The sequence below is a fragment of the Arthrobacter sp. MYb23 genome, from assembly GCF_002979775.1.
Classification (GTDB): Bacteria; Actinomycetota; Actinomycetes; order Actinomycetales; family Micrococcaceae; genus Arthrobacter.
Genome location: NZ_PCPR01000009.1, coordinates 49,770 through 68,700 on the forward strand (window position 1 = coordinate 49,770; position 18,931 = coordinate 68,700).

The window sequence follows — 18,931 nt, forward strand, 5'->3', positions numbered from 1 at the left end:
ATGAACGACGCCGGGTGGTGGCGCCGTGTGAGTGAGGGAGGGTTGCGCTGCTGGTAATGCAGGCAGGCGGGCCGGGTAAGTAGGCCGGTCAGGCCTGCTTGGTGCTTTCCCGTTCGGCGCTGTCCAGGATGGCGGCAAGGCCGGCCTGGAACGCTTTGAGGGAGTCGAGGTTTTGCAGTGCTGCGTGGTGTTTTTCAAGCAGCGGGTGACCTGTGATGCGTGTAAAAACCCCGGGGTTGAGCCAGGGATCGTGGCCCTCGGAATCCGGGAGCCGCTGGATTTCAACCGCAATTCCGGCACCCAGTGCAAGGGTGTAGCTCTCCAAGGCCGCGTAGTAGTGCACCACGCGATCCTCTGCCAGCCCCGCGTCGCTGAGGCATTGGAGAACGAACTCTATAGCCTTCAACTCGCCAGGGCCGTAGGTGTCCGTGGCGAACGATTCGCTCCCCAACGATGGATGCTGCATGAAGGCTTTGAGGAGTTCATCGAGGTACGCCTCCAGCCGGGCACGCCAGTGGTGATCCCGTGCGGTGGCCAGTGTGCGCTCCACGGACATCATGAACAGTTGGTCCAGCGCTGCCCTGACAATCGCGTCCCGGTTCCGGAAGTGACGGTAGACGGCGGTGGCGTCCACCTCGAGTTCCTGTCCCAGCCGGCGGACTGTGAGCCGTTCTCCGAGTTCCTGGCGTGAAATCCGCAGGACGGCGTCAATGATGGTGGCGGGGTCCAGGCGCGTACGGCGGTCCGTCGACTGTGCTGGCTGCACCATCAAATGTCCGCCTTCCATGCGATCCCCGGTTGAATATCAACCTACATGATTCATGGCCCCCTCCTTTCAAGGTCCAGTCAAAGTCTTTGTCATCATTGATGTCAACACTGTTGACTTTAATGTGATCCGGCTCATAGTGTGTCTCGCAGAGTTGAATTTCCCACGAAAGGACTCCACCGTGCACGCAGAGATTTTGTTTGAGAACGGATGGGTATACACCGGCAACGACGCCGGACCCCTCCGCGCAAACCTGGCAATAGCCGAAGGCCGGATCATCGCGATCGGAACACCCGAGGACGTCAACGGAACTGTAACGCCGGAGACCCGCAGGGTGGACCTGCAAGGTCAACTGGTGGTGCCCGGTTTCCAGGATGCCCACATCCACCCCATCTTCGCCGGGATCGAGCTGCTTCAGTGTGATCTGACAGAGGCCGCCGGCGCAGAAGAGGTGGTGGCACGTGTTGCCCGCTACGCGGAGGAAAACCCGGACGAACCCTGGATCCTGGGCGCTGGATGGTCCATGGATTTCTTCCCCGGCGGCACTCCCACGCGTGGACTGCTGGACGCGGTGGTGCCGGACCGGCCCGTCTACCTCATCAACCGGGACCACCACGGGGCATGGGCCAACACCGCAGCTTTTGCGGCCGCGGGAATCACTACAGAAACGCCGGACCCGGAGGGCGGTCGCCTGGAACGGGAAGAGGACGGGACACCGGCTGGCACAGTCCATGAAGGTGCCATGGACTTATTCAACGCAGTCAAGCCGGCAGTGCCATACGAGTTGGCGTATCGAGGCCTGCTCGCATCCCAGGAACTGCTCGTGGCACAGGGAATTACTGCCTGGCAGGACGCCTGGGTACCCATCCCGGAGGGTGGACATGCCGATCACTTGGACGTCTACATGGACGCGGCCAAGGCAGGAGACCTCAAGGCCCGGGTCACCGCATGCCAATGGTGGGACCGGACGGCTGGCATGGGCCAGTTGGAAGCAATCGTGGAACGCCGGGACAGAGTCGCCAACACCTTCGATCACCTTCAGCTCAACGCCAACACCGTCAAAGTCATGGTGGATGGTGTGGCAGAGAACTACACAGCCGCCATGCACCACGTCTACCTCGATCACCATGGACACCACACGGACAACCGGGGTATTGAGTTCTTCGAGCCGGATGAGCTGAAAGAATTCGTCACAGCCATTGACGCATCCGGCATGCAGGTTCACTTCCACGCGCTGGGAGACCGCGCCGTGACTGACGCCCTGGACGCGCTCGAGGCAGCGCGGGACAGCAACGGGCCCAACGATCACCGGCACCACCTGGCCCACCTGCAGATGGTCCGCAGCGAGGATGTTCCCCGTTTTGCCGGACTGAAGGCGGCAGCCAACGTACAGGCTCTCTGGGCCTGCCACGAAGAACAGATGGACACCCTGACCCTCCCTTTCCTTGAGCCGGGCGCCGAGGAAAGGCACTACCCCTTCGGCGAACTGGCCTCAGCGGGCGCCCGTTTGGTGGCAGGAAGCGACTGGCCGGTCTCCACGGCAGACCCCATTGCGGCGATTCACGTCGCAGTCAACCGCGCAGCACCGGGGGAGGACCTGCCCCCGCTCGGTCCTGAATCACAAAAGCTCAGCCTCAAGCAGAGCTTGGATGCCTACACTCACGGCTCCGCCTGGATCAACCATCTGGACGCTGAAACGGGAACGTTGGAACCGGGAAAGCTCGCAGACCTCGCCGTGCTGGACCTGAACGTGTTTGACCTCCCTGCGGAGGAACTGCACCGCGCGGCAGTGACGCAGACGTGGATTGGGGGCGAGTGCGTCTACGACCGCGCCCTCGCCGGAAACATTGGAGCCAGGGACAACCAAGTCCGGCCTGCTCCGGTGATGCCATGAGGCCGCCAACACCGCCGCCACCTGCGCCCTCAACTGCGAAGGGTGCCGTGCGCTCCAAACAGCGGACGACGCCGGCGCGCATCACCGCGGTTGGTGTCGCCGCCGTCGTGGCTGGCCTGGTCCTGGGCGGCTGCGGCGTCCGGCCCGCCAGCGTGACTGACGCCGCGGGCGGAGCCAAGTTCACCATGTCCGACTCCACTCCGGCCCCCACTAAGGAGATCGATAACTTCAATTGGGCCATGTACGCGGAACCGTTCTCCTTGGACTATGCGTACGCCTTCGATTACCCGGACAACACTGTCCTGTCCAATGTGTGTGAGTCGCTGTTCCGTTGGAACGCGGACCTTTCCACGTCGCCGGGCCTGGCCACAAGGGTGGAGAATCCGGACCCGTTGACGTGGGTTTACACCATCCGGGAGGGCGTGAAGTTTCACGACGGCAGCGAGATGACGGCGGATGATGTTGTGGCATCGCTGAGCCGCCATCTGGATCCGGAAGTGGGTTCGTTCTGGGCCTCCGCCTACCAAAATGTGGAGTCAATCGAGAAGACCGGCGATTTTGAGGTCACGGTCACCACCACCCGGCCGGATCACGTCTTCAACAGCTCTTTGGTGGGTGCCACAGGCGTGGTGGAGTCCGCCAAGACGCTGGAAGCGGCGGGCAAGGACTACGGCAACTCGAGTACCGGCGTGAACTGCACCGGCCCCTTCAAGTTCGAGCAATGGGAAGCCGGGGAAAGCATCACGCTCAAACGCTTTGACGATTACTGGGACCCGGAACTCAAAGCCAAATCAGGCCAGGTCACTTTCAAGATGCTCCCCGATGCCACGTCCCGGATCAACGCGTTCCAGACCGGCGAGATAGATGGTGGCTTCGCGATCCCGTCCAATGCCATGGACATCCTCAAAGCCAACAAGGACGCCGGAACCTTGTACTTCGGCGAGGACACGTCAGTGCAAAGCATGGTCTTCACCAACCTCGCCGGCACCTTCAAGGACGTCCGGGTGCGCAAGGCACTGATGATGGCCATCAACCGTGAAGCCTTGATCAAAGCGGCGGAACAGGGCTATGCGAAGAAAACGGACGCGCTGACCACCAAGAGTGTGTGGAAGGACGTTCAACCCCAGACCACGGATGAGGCTTTCAACGGCTTGCTGTCCGCGCCCTATGACCTGGAAGAAGCCAGGAAACTCATCAAGGAAGCAGGGGCCGAGGGCAGCAAGTTCGTCTTCGCCACGGCCTCGTTGAACGCCGCTTTTGACATCACAGCCCGGGCCATCGCGTCCGCGGCAAAGGAGATCGGCCTGGACCCCGAAATTCAGACCATGTCCAACGACAAATACACCACGCTCTTCTCCGACCCCGAGGCCCGCAAGAACGTGGACCTCCTGGTGACGTCCTGGTACCTCTCCAGCACCGAGCCCTTGGAAATGTACAGCGTGCTGCGCACCGGAGATTTCAGCAACTACGGCGGCTGGAGCAACCCGGAATTCGATGACCTGGTCAATACCGCCTACACCGTGCAGGACCCCGATGCCCGGGGCAAGCTCACGGGCCAGGCCGCCAAGCTGGCCGCCGATGACGTGGTGTGGGGGCCGCTCTATGAGACCGTCACGTCCATGTGGATGGGCAAGCGCATCACCGGGGCGGACCCGTCCATCAACTACATGTACTTCCCGTGGGCAGCCCAGATAGGAGGTCGCTGACATGACCGCTACAGATCACGTACAGGCCCCGGCGCCGGCCCTTCCCACCCGTAAACGGGAAAAAGGCAAGGCAACCCGCCCGGCGATGTACATACTGAAGAAGCTGCTGGCCCTGGTGCTGACATTGTTTGTGGCCTCACTGGCCGTGTTCTTCTCTCGCTTCCTGGTTCCCGGCGATCCCGCCCGGTTCCTGCTGAGGGGACGCAGCCCCAAACCCGAGGCACTTGAAGAGATCACCCGGCAATTCGGCCTGGATAAACCGGCCTGGGAACAATACCTGAATTGGCTGGGCGGGATTCTCCAAGGGGATTGGGGACGTTCGCTGACGTACCGCCAGGACGTCTCGGACGTCTTGCTCGGACGGCTGCCCACCACTCTGCAACTCGTAGCACTCGCCGCAGTATTCATTACCGTCCTGGGATTGTTCGCCGGCATTGTGGCCAGCCTGAACAAGGGCTTCGGTGACCGCTTCATCCTCATCACCCTCACCGCCGCCGGTGCCGTTCCGCCGTTCGTGGCAGCCATCGCCTTGGTAGCGCTCTTCTCCGTGGGCTTGGGCTGGTTCCCCTCCTTCGGAAGCGGCGACGGCGGCTGGGACCGGATCTGGCATCTCACCCTCCCGGCACTCGCCTTGGGCATCACCTACATCGCCATGGTGGCCAGGGTGACCCGTTCCTCCATGAACGAGCAACTGCTCCGCGAACACGTTGAGGTGGCCACCAGCCGCGGCCTCACCCGCGGATCGGTGGTGGCACGCCACGTCCTGCGCAACGCCCTGGGACCCATCCTGACCGTGAGCGGCGTACTGGTGGCCGGACTTCTTGTCTCCAGCGCCATCATCGAGCGGACCTTCGGCCTCTCCGGCATCGGCCAACTCCTGGTGCAGTCCATCGACAGGCTGGACTTCGGTGTTGTCCAAGCGATCGTCATGGTGGTGGTTGCAGCCTTCGTCCTGGTCAACACCGTGGTGGATCTCGTCCAACCCCTCATTGATCCGCGGATCGCGGCCGGAACGGAGTCCCGATGACGTTAGCCATCCAGTTGCCACAGGCGGGGCTTCGCCGTTACGGCAACCTCCTGTCACCCATGGCGTGGGGCGCGCTCGCCGTTGCCGCCGTCGTCGTATTTCTCTCACTGTTCGCCCCGGTCCTGGCACCGTACGACCCCGACTATGTGGATCTCAACAATGTTCTTGCCGGTCCCGGCGCACAGCACCTGCTGGGGACCGACGCCCTGGGCCGTGATCTTCTCAGCCGGCTCATGCACGGCGGGCGGACCTCGCTGCTGGGCCCCACCATTGTGGTGATTGGATCCACCGTTCTAGGCCTGCTGCTTGGACTGGTGGCCGGCTGGTCCGAGGGCTGGCTGGGCAAGGTTTTGGGCCGCCTCTTCGATCTCCTCTTTGCTTTTCCCGCGCTGCTCATGGCCATGCTTGCCATCGCCTTGTTCGGCAAGGGGCTCTTTGCACCCATCCTGGCCATGACCATCGCCTACGTTCCCTACGTTGCCAGGCTGGCGCAGTCTTTGGTGGTGGCTGAACGCAGCAGGCCGTATGTCCAGGCCTACCGGGTGCTCGGATTCCGGACGCCCTGGGTGGTGCTGGGGCGGGTTCTCCCCAACCTGATTCCCACTGTTGGGGCGCAGTCAACACTGAACTTTGGCTATGTGCTGGCCGACCTCGCGGCGCTCTCCTTCATCGGGCTCGGCGTGCAACCGCCCACCAGCGACTGGGGCGCCATGATCGAGGAATCCCGTGGCGCCCTGCTGGGTGGCTACATCCTCCCCGCCTTCTGGCCCGCGTTGGTAGTGGTCCTGGTGGTGGTGGCCGTCAACGTCATCGGCGAGGAACTCTCAGACCGCATCGGAGGAAAACTTTCATGAGCCAGCTCTTGCAGATCGAAAACTTTACGCTCGGCTTTCCGGGCAGGCCGCCCCTGCTGGAGAGTGTCTCCCTGCACGTGAACGACGGCGAAGCTGTCGCCTTGGTGGGGGAGTCCGGCTCAGGTAAGTCGCTGACCACCCGGGCCGCGCTGGGGTTGTTTCCCGGCGGCTCGGAGTCCTCCGGCCTCGTGTCAGTCCAGGGCCTGGATACCCTCACGGCCAGCAAGCAACGCCTCATGGAGCTGCGCCGCAGACACGCTTCCATGATCTTCCAGGACCCCAGGGCCGGGATCAATCCCGTCCGGACCGTGGGGGACTTCCTCACCGAAACCCTGCTTCGCTTTGACGGGTTGTCCCGCGCGGAGGCCACGGAACGGGCCGTCAAACAGTTGGAGCAGGTGGGGCTCCGGCGCGCGGGAGAGCTCATGGATCAGCACCCACACCAGCTCTCCGGTGGCATGCTCCAGCGCGTCATGATTGCAGCGGCATTGCTGAACTCACCGGACCTGTTGCTGTGCGATGAGCCCACCACCGCCCTGGATGTCACTACTCAGGCGGGGATCGTGAAGCTCCTGCGTGAACAGCAACAGTCGCGGGGGATGGGCATGCTCTTCATCACCCACGACCTCAACCTTGCCGCCAGCTTGTGCGAACGCGTCTACGTCCTCCGCCGCGGTGAAGTGGTGGAGCACGGGCCCACCCGGGCTGTGTTCCTGACTCCCGAGCAGGACTACACACGGCAGTTGGTGGAGGCGACACCCGTCATTGAGACCGGCGCGGGCTCTGCCTCCCATGCGGCGCCCGGGCTGGATCCAGCCCCTCTGCTGAAGGTCTCAGGGTTATCCAAGACGTACCACCTTCCCCGTGGCGGCATGGTCACCGCCCTGGATGGTGCCGAATTCAGCCTGCCGGAGGGCGGATCCCTGGGCATCGTAGGTGAGTCAGGTTCCGGAAAGTCCACCCTTGCCCGGCTGGTGGTGGCTCTGGAAACCGCCACGGCCGGTGAGCTCACTCTGCGGGACGTCCCCCGTCCGCGCCGCCCCCTGAAAGCTTCTGAACGGAAAGCACTGGCTAAAGACGTCCAGATTGTGTTCCAGGATCCCTACCTGTCTTTGGACCCGCGCATCCCGGTAGGTAACGCTGTGGCCGATGTCTTCCGCCTGCATCAGAAACAAGGGCGCAAGGAAGCCAAGGACAGTGCCCGCAACCTGCTGGGCCGGGTGGGAATCGGGCCGGAACGCTTCGATGCCCTGCCCCGCGCCCTCTCAGGTGGTCAGCGGCAACGCGTTGCGTTGGCGAAAGCGCTCGCTGCCCGCCCACGACTTCTGGTTCTGGACGAGGCCACCAGTGCCTTGGACGTCTCTGTTCAGGCCCAGGTGCTGGAGCTCGTGGAGGAACTCCGGGACCAGCTCGGGTTGACCATCTTGTTCGTCACCCACGATCTCGCTGTGGTCTCACGCTTGTGCTCGGAGATTCTGGTGATGCATCAGGGAAGGATCGTGGAGCAGGGGCCCACAGCGCGAATCCTTGAGGACCCTGGAGATGACTACACGCGGAACCTCATCGCCTCCCGTCCCCGGCCCTTGTGGGACGCCGAACCGGTAACTGCCTAAGCAGTACCGGTCGCCAACGGCGGGCCAGCAACAACGGCCCTGGCCATCAACAACAGTTCCGGCGCCTCCATGAGTGCGCCAAGAAGCAGGAGAATTTCCCGTGAATACCACCGTTTTCGAACGGAATGTCCCCCAGGCCACCGTCGTGGCCCGTGCCCTGGAAGGTGCGGCCCACCGGCCGTTCTGGATCGACCACCTCAAGGACTCAGCCACCCGCTATCCGCAACTCGACGGCGATGCTGCCGCGGATCTGGTGATCGTCGGCGGCGGCTACACCGGCTTGTGGACAGCGCTGCGCGCCAAGGAACGCGAGCCTGGCCGGACCGTGATCCTGCTGGAAGGGGAGAGGGTGGCGTGGGCCGCTTCGGGTCGCAACGGCGGCTTCTGCGAGGCGAGCCTCACCCACGGCCACGAGAACGGCAAGAACCGTTGGCCGGACGAGCTGGAGACCCTGGACCGGCTGGGCATGGAAAACCTGGACCGCATGCAGGAAGCCGTGGAGAAGTACGGCATGGACTGCGAATGGGAGCGCACCGGTGAGCTCAACGTTGCAGTGGAGCCGCATCAGGTGGCCTGGCTCCAGGAGGACGACAGCCCTGGCAGCGTTTTCCTGAACCAGGAAGCCGTGAGGGCAGAGGTCAACTCGCCCACCTACCTGGCGGGTCGCTGGCACAAGGACTCCGTGGCCATGGTGCACCCGTACAAACTGGGACTTGAATTGGCGCGGGTGGCTACTGAGTTGGGTGTGGTGATTTACGAAGGCACGCGGGTTCGCGAGCTGAACGATCACGAGCACGGGGTCACCGTTGTCACGGAGCGCGGCAACGTGGAAGCGGCGCACGTAGTCCTCGGTACCAACGTGTTTCCTTCACTGCTGAAGCGGAACCACCTCATGACCGTGCCGGTGTACGACTATGCGCTCATGACCGAGCCTCTCTCCGCTGAGCAGCTGAAATCCATCGGATGGGGCAAGCGGCAGGGCATTGGGGATGTAGCCAACCAGTTCCACTATTACCGGATCACCAAAGACCACCGGATCCTGTTTGGCGGCTACGACGCCCTGTACTTCTGGGGCCGCCGCGTGGACCAAAAGCACGAGCACCAGCCGGCCACCTGGGAGAAGATAGCCTCGCACTTTTTCACCACTTTCCCGCAGCTCGAGGGGCTGAAGTTCACCCATAAGTGGGCCGGACCCATTGATTCGAGCACGCAATTCTGTGCCTTCTTCGGAACGGCGCGGAAGGGGCGGGTGGCGTACGCGGCTGGCTTCACAGGACTGGGGGTGGGCGCCACGGCCTTTGCCGCCGATGTCCTCCTGGACCTGTTGGCCGGCCTCGACACTGAACGCACCCGGTTGGAGATGGTCCGGAAACGGCCGTTGCCCTTCCCGCCTGAGCCGTTGGCTTCCCTGGGCATCAACTTGACCCGTTGGTCCATGGACCGGGCAGATCACAACCAAGGGAAGCGGAACCTCATCCTCAAAGCCCTCGACGCCGTGGGGCTGGGCTTCGACTCCTGACTCACCCATGTAGGTAACAGCACATGTCGCAATGAGCGCCCATTGCGACATGTGCTGTCACCTACTTGGGGGCTCTAGCGCTTGGGGGCCGGCTTGCGTTGGGTGGAAGCGTTCGACGTCGGACGCTTGGCTGGCGCTGCAGGGGTCCGGGGTGTTGTGGGACGTTTGGTGGACGAGGCCTTGCCAGTGCTCGACGGGCGTTGCGTCTGGGCCGCTGGGCGCTTGGCCGGAACAGCCGGCCGGGAGGTTGCGGGTTTGCGGGGAGACGCCGTCCGCTTGGCTGGAGTCGCAGGTCGTCGGACTGGGGCCCCAGCCCGTGAACCAAACGACGGAACTACCGCTCCGAGGAACAGCACCGCCAGCGTTCCGATTCCTGCAGCTACGGCCAAGTAGAAGTAGATGTCCGAATCCTGGGTGCTGACGGAACTGCCCGGCGCAGCGCTGCCCAGTGCAGCACCGCCCAGCGCGTTGGCATCCTGGTTGAACGCGATGCCCCACATCCGCAGGAACGCGATGCTGCAGCCGATGAACAGGCTGGTTCCCGCTGCGCCAAGCAGGACCACAAGATAGCGTCGGCGGCTAAAGACTTGCACCAGGGAGGCCAGATAGCAGACCAGCACAGCGCCAAGGAACAAGTACAGAACCAGTTCCTCGAGGACCACGGCGGCCAGCACCAACAGCCCGAGTGAGACGAATGCGGCCACCACCGCAAGCTTCCCGCTGTTCCCCATGTGACGCATGAGGTTAATCATCGCCGACCAAGTGGCTACGCCACGCCGTCGTACATTGCAGTTGGATACCGTTGCGAGCCCGAGCTACTTGATCACGTACCCGTGCATGATGGTCATCACGGCTGCGACGCTTTGCTCGCGGGTACGTTCGGGGTTGTACGTCTGCCGGTCCAGGCCCACCACGAAGATGGCTCCGAAGATCGCTGCCTCCAAAGAGCCGCGGGCAATGCTCTCATCCACCTTGTAGCCTGCCGCGACGCTTTCAACGGCCGAGCCGATCACGGCCAGGAGTTCAGCCCGAAGCTCAGCAAATACGGCACTCCACTCACCGGGCGTGCGCCAGTTTTCGCTAACCCACAGGCGGGCGAAGGAGGGGTAATCGTCCATGAACTCCATGGCCTGACCCACCATGTTGTTCATGGACTCAAGGGGATCGTTGCTCTGACCGCGGACATCCTGCAGACGGCCCAGCATGATGTCCACACCATGCCGCAGCAACTGCGCAATCAGATCGGATTTGCTGCCGAAGTTGTAGTACACAGTCCCCTTGGACACCCCGGCGGCGGCCGCAATTTCATCCACGGTCACCCCCGCCGCGCCGCGCTCGCCGATCAGCTCCATGGAGGCCTCGAACAGGCGCTGCTTGGTGGCGTTGGTGCGGCCGGGACGGAGCTTCTTCTCCGAGAGACCAGCGCCGGTTTCGGAAGGGTCCGGCTCGGTGGTGCTCATACTGCGATCTCCGGCTTCAGTGTCTTGAGGGTCCACACCTTGTGCTTGCGGACGGCGAGCGTGGACAGCGCCATTCCCAGCAAAGTGTATCCAAGCAGGCCAAGTACCGTGGGCCAGATCATGCTGAGCTCGCCGCCGTAGATCAGGTGCCTCATGCCGGTCACCACGTAACCCATAGGCAGAACCTCGTGCACAACATGGAGCGGCATGGGCGTGGTCTGCCACGGGAACGTGCCGCCTGAGGAAACGAGCTGCAGGACCAACAGGATCAGCACCACAAACTTGCCGGGCGTCCCCATGAGCGCCACGATGCCTTGGATGATCGCGCTGAACGCCATCACCGCGGCCAACATGAACAGCCACATTCCGATGGGGTGGGCAGGGTTCAAGCCCAGGCCAAGGTTCACCACCAGGGTGAGGATGGTGGCCTGCAGGACCGAGACCACGAAAAACGGCAGCCAGCCTCCGACGGCGATTTTCCAGGCGGGGGCGTTCGACGCCAAGGCCCGCTGAGTGATGGGTCGCATGGCCTGGACCAGCATGAACACGCCGATCCAGAGGGCCAGTGTCAGGAAGAACGGTGCCAGCCCGGCACCATAGGATCCAGCCTTGGCCTGGGACACGTTGTCCACGGCCACCGGATCCGCGATCACTTTGGAGACGCTGTTTTTCTGCTCATCGTTCGGGTTGGGGATGTCTCCCGCGCCCTTGGCGAGCTCGGTGGCCAGGGTATGTGAACCATCGGACGCGGTCACTGCGCCGCTGGCGAGCTGGCCTGCACCGTCGTCCAATTGGTGGGCGCCGTCGTCGAGCTTGGCAGCGCCGTCCAGGGCGGTCTGCTGCCCGGCGGCTAAGGTCGATGCGCCAGCGTTCAGCTGCCCGGCCCCGTCAGCGGCCTTCGAGATCGCGTCGGTCAGCGCTGGTGTGGCGGCGGCGAGCTTGGACGCTCCGGCGCTCACAGCGGCTGAACCGTCGGAGAGCTGCTGGATCTTGGCAGCGTCACCGGAAATTTTTGCCTTCGCATCGGTGACGGGGCTCGACGCTGCGGCGGCATCAAAGTCTGCCAGGACCTTGTCTGCCTGCTCCTGCGTCAGCACACCGGCCGTGACCAGCCGCGCGTTCGATTCGACCACGCGGTTGCGGAGGCCCTTATCTGCCGCTTCGAGCTGCCCGACGACGTCCTGGACTTTCGTGTTCAGCTCGGCGTTTCCGGCGGCTACTTGAGCCGCCCCATCGGCGAGTTTCTGGGAATCCGTTGGCAGAGTGGCCGTCTTGTTCCTGAGCTCGGTAAGGCCCGAGCTCAACTGGCCCGCACCGGCGTTCAGCTGCACAGCGCCATCGCGCAATTGGGTTTGCCCGGCCACGAGTTGGTCCGCGCCGGTGACCAGCTGGGTGGTGCCGGTGTGCAGCGTCGCGGCGCCATCACTGAGTTTCCCCACACCCGTGGCCAACTCCGAGGCACCATCAGCGGCCTTCACGATGGACGCATGGATGGTGCCAAAACCGGTGAGGAGCTGGTTGGCGGTTTCCTCGCCCACTTCCTTGGCCACCGTTGAATGCACTGCCGTGGTGAGCTTGTCCACGATGGTGCTCAGCAGGTAGTTGTTGGCGTCGTTGGTAGTGACGTGCAGCATGGCCTGGTTGGCGGCATCGAAACTGCCGGGGGAGACCAGGTTGGCCGAGAAATCCTTGGGGATGCGCAGGGCGAAGGCGTATTCACCCGTGCGGACACCGGCATCTGCATCCTCGGCGCTGGAGACCTGCTTCCAGTTGAAGACGTGGCCCTCCACCAGGCTGTCTGCCACCTTCTTGCCTGCTTGCAGCTGGGTGCCGTCCGACGACGTCGCACCCGTGTCTTCCACTACCAAGGCGGCATCGATCTGGTTCAGGTTGCCGTACGGATCCCAGTTCGCGTAAAGGTACACCGCGCCGTACAGCAACGGGACCATGGTCAGGGCGAGGATGGTCAGCTTGGGCAGGAGCCCGCCGGTCATGCGCTTGAGTTCGGAGCGGGCCAGCCGCAGAACAGTCACTTTGCAGTCCTTTGAAGGTTTTCGGATTCAGGGTGGGCAGCGGGTTTGACGGCTGCGGGTTGTTCGGGGCTAGCCGGGACCGTTTCGGCTGCGTGCTTGGCTTTGGGCTCGACGGCGGTTACCGGCTTGGGTTCGACGGCGGCGGCCGGCTTGGGCTCGGCAGGTTTGGGTTCCGCTTCCGGTTCAGGGGGATGCGTGACGGAGTTTCCGATCACCGCGGCAGCTCCGGTCCAGTTGTCCGGGAGGGCAGCTACGACGGCGACGACGGCAAGCGGCCGCCCGGCGTCGGACGCCAATGCCTGAAGCCGGGGCAACCAGGCCGAGGGATCGGCGCTGTGGCGGTCCGGGGAGTCGACCACAAGGAGGTCGGTGGCCGGATCTGCCAGGGCGAGCGCGGTGAGGAGTTCCAGGCGGCGGGCTGCGGGAATTTGTTCTATCCAGAGACCGGCGATGTCTTCAAAGCTGTTGACCTTCAGCCACGGCTTGCTCAGGAGCGCGCCGCGGTAACGGCGGGGGATGAGGGAGAGGTCCTCGGTGACGAGGTCGCGGACGCTGAGGTGTTGCTCGGGTTCGTTGACGCCGGGGGAGTCCACCAAGGCGCTGGCGAGGCGGATCTTCTTGGTCTTGGTGGTGGTGTCCCAGCTGAGGACGCCGTTGCTTGGCTTCATGCGTCCGCTCAAGGCCAACGCCAAAGCTGTCCGCTGGTCCTGGCCCTCTCCAGCGACGAGCAGGAGTTCGCCGCGGCGGACTTGAAGTGACGTTGCCGGAAGGAGGTCGCCCCGGCGGCCGTTGATCTGGAGTTGCTGTACGGACAGCACAATGAAGCCTTTCGCAGAAATGGTGTCTGCGAAAAGTCTAACTGAACTGACTGGTCAGTTCAAATAGGATCAGAGGCCGTATTTTTCCAGCAGGCGCAGCCACACTTCGCTGATGGTGGGATATGACGGAACAGCGTGCCAGAGCCTGTCCAAGGGAACCTCGCCAACAATGGCGATCGTGGCGGAGTGGAGGAGTTCGGCAACGCCAGGGCCCACGAAGGTGGCTCCGAGGATCACTCTTCGGTCCTCATCCACCACCATCTGGGCCCAGCCCTTGTAGTCGGGGGAGTGGAGCTGGGAGCCGGACACGTTAATGGGCAATTCGACGCCGGTCACGTTCTTGCCCTGCAGCAGCGCCTGCTCCAGGCTTGGGCCAACGGAGGCCACTTCAGGGTCCGTGAACACCACGCTGGGGACGGCGTGGTGGTTGGCCGTGTGAGCAAAGGGGCTCCATGGATTCGGAGTGCCGGTGAGCTTGCCGTTGGCCCGTGCCACAATTGCGTCGCCGGTAGCCCGGGCCTCATATTTGCCCTGGTGTGTCAGGAGTACCTTGCCGGCCGCATCCCCGGCGGCGTAGAGCCACAGTCCGCTGGTGCCATCGCTCGCCGGGCCTTCCACCAGTCCGCTGGGGTCGGTAGCGAGCCGCAGGGGTTTACCGTCCTGCGCTTCCACCCCCACATTTTCCAGGCCCAGATTGGCCAGGGCGGGGTGTCTTCCGGAGGCGACCAGGAGTTGGTCCGCCGTGAGCGACGTGTCGTCGAGCGTCACCGTGACCGAGCCGTCGTCGTTCTTCCCCACCCTTTGGACATCAGTGTGGACGTGGACAGCGACGCCGTCGGCGCGGAGCCCGGCCAGCACCAGGGCGGCGGCTTCCTCCGGGTAGTTGCTTAGCAAACGGCCGCGGGCAATGAGCGTGACGTCCGAGCCGAGGCGGGCGAACGCCTGCGCCATCTCCACTCCGGCTACGCCCCCGCTGAGCACCACAAAACGCTTCGGGACGTTCTTGGCTGCCGTGGCGCCACGGGTCGTCCAGAAGGGTACGTCGCTGAGGCCGTCAATGTCTGGAATGGTGGGAGTTGAGCCTGTCGCAATCACTACGGCATGGTGGGCTTTGAGCGCGTAACTGTTGCCGTCGATCCCGTCCACATGAACTTCCCGCGGTCCCGTGATGCGGCCCCGGCCACGGATCAACTCAATGCCGGCGCTGTCCAGCCATTCAACCTGGCTGCCGTCCTGCCAATTATTGGTGAACCAGTCCCTGTGCTTAAGGGCAGCCTCGGCATCCACGGTTCCAGTGATCGCTTCCTTCGCCCCCGGCACCACTTGGGCGGCGTGGAGCACGTTCCCCGGCCGGAGGAGCGCTTTGGAGGGAATGCACGCCCAGTAGGAGCACTCGCCGCCCACCAGCTCGCTTTCGATGATCACCGCCGTGAGGCCGCCGCGAACCACCCGGTCCGCCACGTTTTCTCCTACGGCGCCCGCGCCGATCACGATTACGTCGAATTCCCGGGAGCTCTCGGCAGTCATGGGGAAAGCCTACAACCGCTCCCTGAGTGTTGTGAGGCCTGCTCTGCGGGTTTCGCGGGGGCTTTGGGGCGCACAGTAGGCCCCGCAAACGCTACGGACCTGTCCATATATTGGGATAGGTATCTCAAAATATGGAAGCTCTGTTTAGGCTCGATGCATGGGAGAAGAACTGAAGCCTTTTGTTGACTGGAATTGGTGTGCCCGCAACCTCGGGAGGGTCGTCTTCGTGGATACGCGCTGGTACTTGGACGGCGCTTCGGGCAAGGACGCCTACGACGCCGGACATCTCCTGGACGCAGTCTTCATGGACATGGACAGATGGCTGTCCGGGCCGGCATCACCTGAAGCCGGCAGGAACCCGCTACCCGATCCGGAAGTGTTTGCCCAGGGGATGCGTGAAGCCGGTATTAGTGATTCGGACACCGTAGTGGCCTATGACGACGCCGGGGGAGTCATCGCAGCCCGGCTGGTCTGGATGCTCCGATCCACGGGACACACTGCGGCGATCCTGGACGGGGGTATCGGCAACTATCCCGGGGATCTCTCCACGGAAACGCCGCTGCCTCGGACCGGGAGCTTCACTGCCAAAGCCTGGCCTGCAGACCTGCTGGCAGACATTTCGGAAGCTTCCTCTGACGCCTTCCTCACAGTGGATGCTAGGAATCGTGACCGTTTCGAAGGCCGGCAAGATCCTATCGATCCCCGCCCCGGACACATACCCGGTGCCGTGAACGTGCCATGCCGTGAGAACCTCGACGCCACGGGGCATCTGCTCGCGGAGCCACAGATACGCGCGAACTTCGAGCGCGCCGGAGTGCTGACCGCGAAGAACACCACTGCCTACTGCGGATCCGGGGTGACCGCCTGCCACAACCTGTTGGTGATGGAGCAGTTGGGAATGGGCACCGGCAAGCTGTTCGTCGGCGGATGGTCCCAGTACGGCCATGCACTGGACAGGCCCGTGGAGACAACAATTTAGCCTGACATCGCGTTGTGAGGCCTGCTCTGCGGGGTTGGCGTGGGTTTTGGGGCGCAGAGCGGGCCTCGCAACGCGAGGGCTACGCGTGCATCGCGCCCTTGAACCAGCCCGTGATGCTGGCCGGGTGGGTGATGGCTGTACCCACCACCACCGCAAATGCGCCGGCGTCGAGGGCTTGCCGTGCATGCGCAGGAGTATGGATGCGCCCCTCAGCGATAAGTGGTTTGCCCAGGCCAGCGGAGGCGATCTGTTCCAAGAGCGCAAAGTCCGGGCCGTCGGTTTTGGGGCGCTCGCCGGTGTAACCGGACAACGTGGTGCCGATCAGGTCTGCGCCCGCCTCCACGGCTGCCACGGCGTCGTCGAACGAACCGCAATCCGCCATGACCCGTGCATGGGAATCGGCGTGAATGCCGGCAACAGTGTCAGCAAGGGAAAGCCCATCGGGCCGCGAACGACGCGTTCCATCAATCGCCACAACATGAGCACCGGCATTCGCCACAGCAAGGGCATGACGCAGCGTCGGGGTGATAAAGACGCCCTCGTGCCCGTCTTTCCAGAGGCCAATGACAGGGACCTCGACGGCGGTGCGCGTGAACTGCACGTCGGCCAGCCCTTGGACACGGATCGCCGTGGCTCCACCAATGACCGCTGACGCGGCCACCTGCGCAGTGGTCCGGGGATCGCGCATGGGCTCCCCGGGGTACGCCTGGCAGGAGACGATCAACTGGGAGCGGAGGGCTTCGAGGCCTTCGGGGGTGAGAATCATGATGTCTCCCTTTACTTACGGACTACTTAAGGACGAGTTTTGCGGCGCCAACGATGGCGGCGGTGTTGCCGAGGCGTGCTCGAACAACAGGCACGGAAACCAAGGGAGCCAGCAGTTCCTGACGCAAGGCAAACTCCATGGGCTTCCACCAGAGCTCGCCGGCGTCGGCCAAACCACCGGAAATCACGACGGTTTCGGGGTCAAGAATGTTGATGAGTCCGCCCAGGGCTTGACCCGCCGCAGCTGCGCCCACGTCTATGGCACACAGGGCTGCGGCGCGGTTATCCGCCGAACCTTCAGCAGTACCGCCGTCGAGCCCAGCACCGCCGTCGCCCGCTTCAGCAGCAGAGGCCAGTCCAAACACTCCCCGTGTGTCCAGGGCTGCCAAGGCAGAACCGCCGAACCGCAGGTACGACTCATAAATCGCGGGCCCCGAAGCGATCGCCTCCACGTGCCCGGACCCACCGCACACACACGGCAGCGCAACACCATCGGAGTAGGCATAAGAAGAAGCGAAGTGCCCCACATGCCCGCCCACAAAGCGGTGCCCCAGAACAGGCGAACCATCCAGCACAAAACTTCCGCCGACGCCCGTTCCGAACGCCACCATGAGCGAACTTGAGGAACCTGCGGCCGCGCCAAGCCAGGCCTCACCGAGGGCATGGGCGTGGACATCGTTGACGGCCCGCACGGTCGAAACATGAAGCGATAGACGGGATGAAAGCCCGGCAACAAGCTCAGTCCCGGCCCAGCCATGAATCGCGTCGGTCGCAGACACGACGGACCCGGAAGAGGCATCGATGACCCCAGCGGAGCCGATGCCGACGCCGGAAACTGAAATTCCGGCGTCGGCAGCGCGCTCCACCAAGCCCGTGATCAGCGCTGCGGTGGCGTCGAGGATCGCTTCGCCGCCATCCCGGTTCAGAGTCGGAATGGTCTCCGACATCAGAACCTCACCGGAGGCGGAGACCACCCCGGCGGCGGTTTTGGTGCCGCCGAGGTCAACGCCGATCACGTGGGTCATGGAGGTGGGCATTGAAACCTAGACCAGCCCGTTGCGTTCCAGGATCGAACGGATCGCAGCAGTCTCGGAATCGTTCAAGGAAAGCATCGGCGAGCTCATGGTGTTGGACTCGATGACGCCCATCACCTGCAGCGCGGTCTTGAACGCACCCAGACCAGCGGCTCCGCCGGACACGCGGCCGTTAGGGGTGTAGACGATCTCGAAGACGTCGGCCAAGCGGTCCTGCTCCCTTGCCGCCAGAGCCCAGTCGCCGGCCTGCGCGGCGTCGAAGAGGCGGCGGTAGCCGGCCGGATCAACGTTGCCGAGGCCCGGGACAACACCTTGCGCGCCGCCCAGAAGGGCGCCGTCCACCACAACTTCGTGACCGGTGAAGATGTCGAAGTTGGGGATGTCCTTGGCTGCGAGGAGCAACTGGCGGAAGGAAACGTCGTCGCCGGAGGAGTCCTTGACGCCGGCAATGACGCCGTCGCGGCCCAAACGGATCAGGAGGTCCGTGGGCAGTTTGAAGTGCGTACGGACCGGGACATCGTAGGCGAAGATCGGCTTCTCGATGGCGGCGTGGATGTCGCGGAAGTGGGTCTCCGTCTCCGCTGCGTTGCCGATTGCGTAGTACATGGAGGTAACCACGATCGCGTCAGCGCCCAGGTCCACCACTTTGCGCGCTTCTTCGATGACGCGGGTGGTGGTCTGCTCGTTGGCGCCCACGATCAACGGAACTGCTCCAGCGTTGGCGTCGGCGATGGTGGAGACCACCACTTCACGCTCATCGTTGGTCAGGTAGGGGACTTCGCCGGAGGAGCCCAGGACGAAAAGGCCGGACACACCGCCGTCGATCAGGTGCTTGGTGACGTTCTTCAGCGACGCAGTGTCGATGCTTCCGTCTGCATGGCGGGGGGTGATGACCGGGGGGATGACGCCCTGGAACTGAGTGGACACAGAATTCTC

The 18,931-nt window shown here is 63.7% G+C and carries 16 protein-coding genes; 7 read left to right on the forward strand and 9 right to left on the reverse strand.

What is annotated here, in order from left to right; translation table 11 throughout:
* Positions 1-88 precede the first annotated feature (88 nt).
* Entirely contained in the window at positions 89-769 is a 681-nt protein-coding gene (locus CQ020_RS11570; RefSeq protein ID WP_258141850.1) for a TetR/AcrR family transcriptional regulator, read from the reverse strand.
* 178 nt (positions 770-947) lie between these two features.
* On the opposite strand from CQ020_RS11570, the gene CQ020_RS11575 reads away from it, so the two are divergent.
* The 6 genes from CQ020_RS11575 (at position 948) to CQ020_RS11600 (ending at position 9,379) form a co-directional block, all read left to right on the forward strand.
* A complete protein-coding gene (locus CQ020_RS11575; protein ID WP_105692050.1) occupies positions 948-2,660 on the forward strand; it encodes an amidohydrolase in 1,713 nt (570 codons plus the stop codon).
* Positions 2,657-4,366 carry an ABC transporter substrate-binding protein gene (locus CQ020_RS11580; protein ID WP_105691983.1) on the forward strand — a complete coding sequence of 570 codons (1,710 nt, stop codon included), beginning with the start codon at positions 2,657-2,659 and terminating at the stop codon, positions 4,364-4,366. Before CQ020_RS11575 ends, CQ020_RS11580 begins: the two co-directional genes overlap by 4 nt.
* Before the next feature lies 1 nt (position 4,367).
* Positions 4,368-5,393 carry an ABC transporter permease gene (locus tag CQ020_RS11585; protein ID WP_105691984.1) on the forward strand — a complete coding sequence of 342 codons (1,026 nt, stop codon included), beginning with the start codon at positions 4,368-4,370 and terminating at the stop codon, positions 5,391-5,393.
* Positions 5,390-6,247: an ABC transporter permease gene (locus tag CQ020_RS11590; protein ID WP_105691985.1), complete on the forward strand. Its 858-nt coding sequence runs from the start codon at positions 5,390-5,392 to the stop codon at positions 6,245-6,247. The genes CQ020_RS11585 and CQ020_RS11590 overlap by 4 nt, the downstream gene beginning before the upstream one ends.
* Positions 6,244-7,860, forward strand: a complete 1,617-nt coding sequence (locus CQ020_RS11595; protein WP_105691986.1) for an ABC transporter ATP-binding protein — start codon at positions 6,244-6,246, stop codon at positions 7,858-7,860. The genes CQ020_RS11590 and CQ020_RS11595 overlap by 4 nt, the downstream gene beginning before the upstream one ends.
* A 100-nt stretch (positions 7,861-7,960) precedes the next feature.
* Positions 7,961-9,379, forward strand: coding sequence for an FAD-binding oxidoreductase (locus CQ020_RS11600; RefSeq protein WP_105691987.1), 1,419 nt, complete (start codon positions 7,961-7,963; stop codon positions 9,377-9,379).
* A gap of 74 nt (positions 9,380-9,453) precedes the next feature.
* On the opposite strand, the gene CQ020_RS11605 is transcribed toward CQ020_RS11600, so the two are convergent.
* The 5 genes from CQ020_RS11605 to CQ020_RS11625 all read right to left on the reverse strand — a co-directional run bounded on the left by CQ020_RS11605 (position 9,454) and on the right by CQ020_RS11625 (position 15,217).
* The gene (locus tag CQ020_RS11605; protein ID WP_258141852.1) at positions 9,454-10,110 is read right to left on the reverse strand and encodes a hypothetical protein; all 657 of its coding nucleotides are present in this window, start codon (positions 10,108-10,110) and stop codon (positions 9,454-9,456) included.
* 84 nt (positions 10,111-10,194) lie between these two features.
* Positions 10,195-10,839 (reverse strand): TetR/AcrR family transcriptional regulator, encoded by a 645-nt coding sequence (locus CQ020_RS11610; RefSeq protein ID WP_105691989.1) that lies wholly within the window; start codon positions 10,837-10,839, stop codon positions 10,195-10,197.
* Positions 10,836-12,872 carry a YhgE/Pip domain-containing protein gene (locus CQ020_RS11615; RefSeq protein ID WP_105691990.1) on the reverse strand — a complete coding sequence of 679 codons (2,037 nt, stop codon included), beginning with the start codon at positions 12,870-12,872 and terminating at the stop codon, positions 10,836-10,838. Before CQ020_RS11615 ends, CQ020_RS11610 begins: the two co-directional genes overlap by 4 nt.
* Positions 12,869-13,690 (reverse strand): ABC transporter ATP-binding protein, encoded by an 822-nt coding sequence (locus CQ020_RS11620; RefSeq protein ID WP_105691991.1) that lies wholly within the window; start codon positions 13,688-13,690, stop codon positions 12,869-12,871. Before CQ020_RS11620 ends, CQ020_RS11615 begins: the two co-directional genes overlap by 4 nt.
* Before the next feature lie 69 nt (positions 13,691-13,759).
* A complete protein-coding gene (locus CQ020_RS11625; protein WP_105691992.1) occupies positions 13,760-15,217 on the reverse strand; it encodes an NAD(P)/FAD-dependent oxidoreductase in 1,458 nt (485 codons plus the stop codon).
* A gap of 157 nt (positions 15,218-15,374) precedes the next feature.
* Here CQ020_RS11625 and CQ020_RS11630 point away from each other — a divergent pair, with 157 nt between their 5' ends.
* Positions 15,375-16,196 (forward strand): sulfurtransferase, encoded by an 822-nt coding sequence (locus CQ020_RS11630; protein WP_105691993.1) that lies wholly within the window; start codon positions 15,375-15,377, stop codon positions 16,194-16,196.
* A 79-nt stretch (positions 16,197-16,275) separates the two neighbouring features.
* Here CQ020_RS11630 and CQ020_RS11635 read toward each other — a convergent pair whose 3' ends face one another.
* The 3 genes from CQ020_RS11635 to CQ020_RS11645 are packed head-to-tail and all read right to left on the reverse strand — an operon-like array spanning position 16,276 to position 18,922.
* Positions 16,276-16,962, reverse strand: a complete 687-nt coding sequence (locus CQ020_RS11635) for an N-acetylmannosamine-6-phosphate 2-epimerase (protein WP_105691994.1) — start codon at positions 16,960-16,962, stop codon at positions 16,276-16,278.
* Between the two features lie 22 nt (positions 16,963-16,984).
* Positions 16,985-17,986 (reverse strand): ROK family protein, encoded by a 1,002-nt coding sequence (locus tag CQ020_RS11640; protein ID WP_105692051.1) that lies wholly within the window; start codon positions 17,984-17,986, stop codon positions 16,985-16,987.
* Positions 17,987-18,004: 18 nt separating this feature from the next.
* A complete protein-coding gene (locus CQ020_RS11645; RefSeq protein ID WP_105691995.1) occupies positions 18,005-18,922 on the reverse strand; it encodes a dihydrodipicolinate synthase family protein in 918 nt (305 codons plus the stop codon).
* Between the last annotated feature and the right edge of the window lie 9 nt (positions 18,923-18,931).

Coding starts and splice junctions, on each gene's coding strand:
- CQ020_RS11590 (WP_105691985.1), top strand. CDS start 5,390: ATGACGTTAGCCATCCAGTTGCCACAGGCGGGGCTTCGCCGTTACGGC.
- CQ020_RS11570 (WP_258141850.1), bottom strand. CDS start 769: ATGGTGCAGCCAGCACAGTCGACGGACCGCCGTACGCGCCTGGACCCC.
- CQ020_RS11605 (WP_258141852.1), bottom strand. CDS start 10,110: ATGGGGAACAGCGGGAAGCTTGCGGTGGTGGCCGCATTCGTCTCACTC.
- CQ020_RS11580 (WP_105691983.1), top strand. CDS start 2,657: ATGAGGCCGCCAACACCGCCGCCACCTGCGCCCTCAACTGCGAAGGGT.
- CQ020_RS11640 (WP_105692051.1), bottom strand. CDS start 17,986: ATGACCCACGTGATCGGCGTTGACCTCGGCGGCACCAAAACCGCCGCC.
- CQ020_RS11625 (WP_105691992.1), bottom strand. CDS start 15,217: ATGACTGCCGAGAGCTCCCGGGAATTCGACGTAATCGTGATCGGCGCG.
- CQ020_RS11610 (WP_105691989.1), bottom strand. CDS start 10,839: ATGAGCACCACCGAGCCGGACCCTTCCGAAACCGGCGCTGGTCTCTCG.
- CQ020_RS11585 (WP_105691984.1), top strand. CDS start 4,368: ATGACCGCTACAGATCACGTACAGGCCCCGGCGCCGGCCCTTCCCACC.
- CQ020_RS11635 (WP_105691994.1), bottom strand. CDS start 16,962: ATGATTCTCACCCCCGAAGGCCTCGAAGCCCTCCGCTCCCAGTTGATC.
- CQ020_RS11630 (WP_105691993.1), top strand. CDS start 15,375: ATGGGAGAAGAACTGAAGCCTTTTGTTGACTGGAATTGGTGTGCCCGC.
- CQ020_RS11595 (WP_105691986.1), top strand. CDS start 6,244: ATGAGCCAGCTCTTGCAGATCGAAAACTTTACGCTCGGCTTTCCGGGC.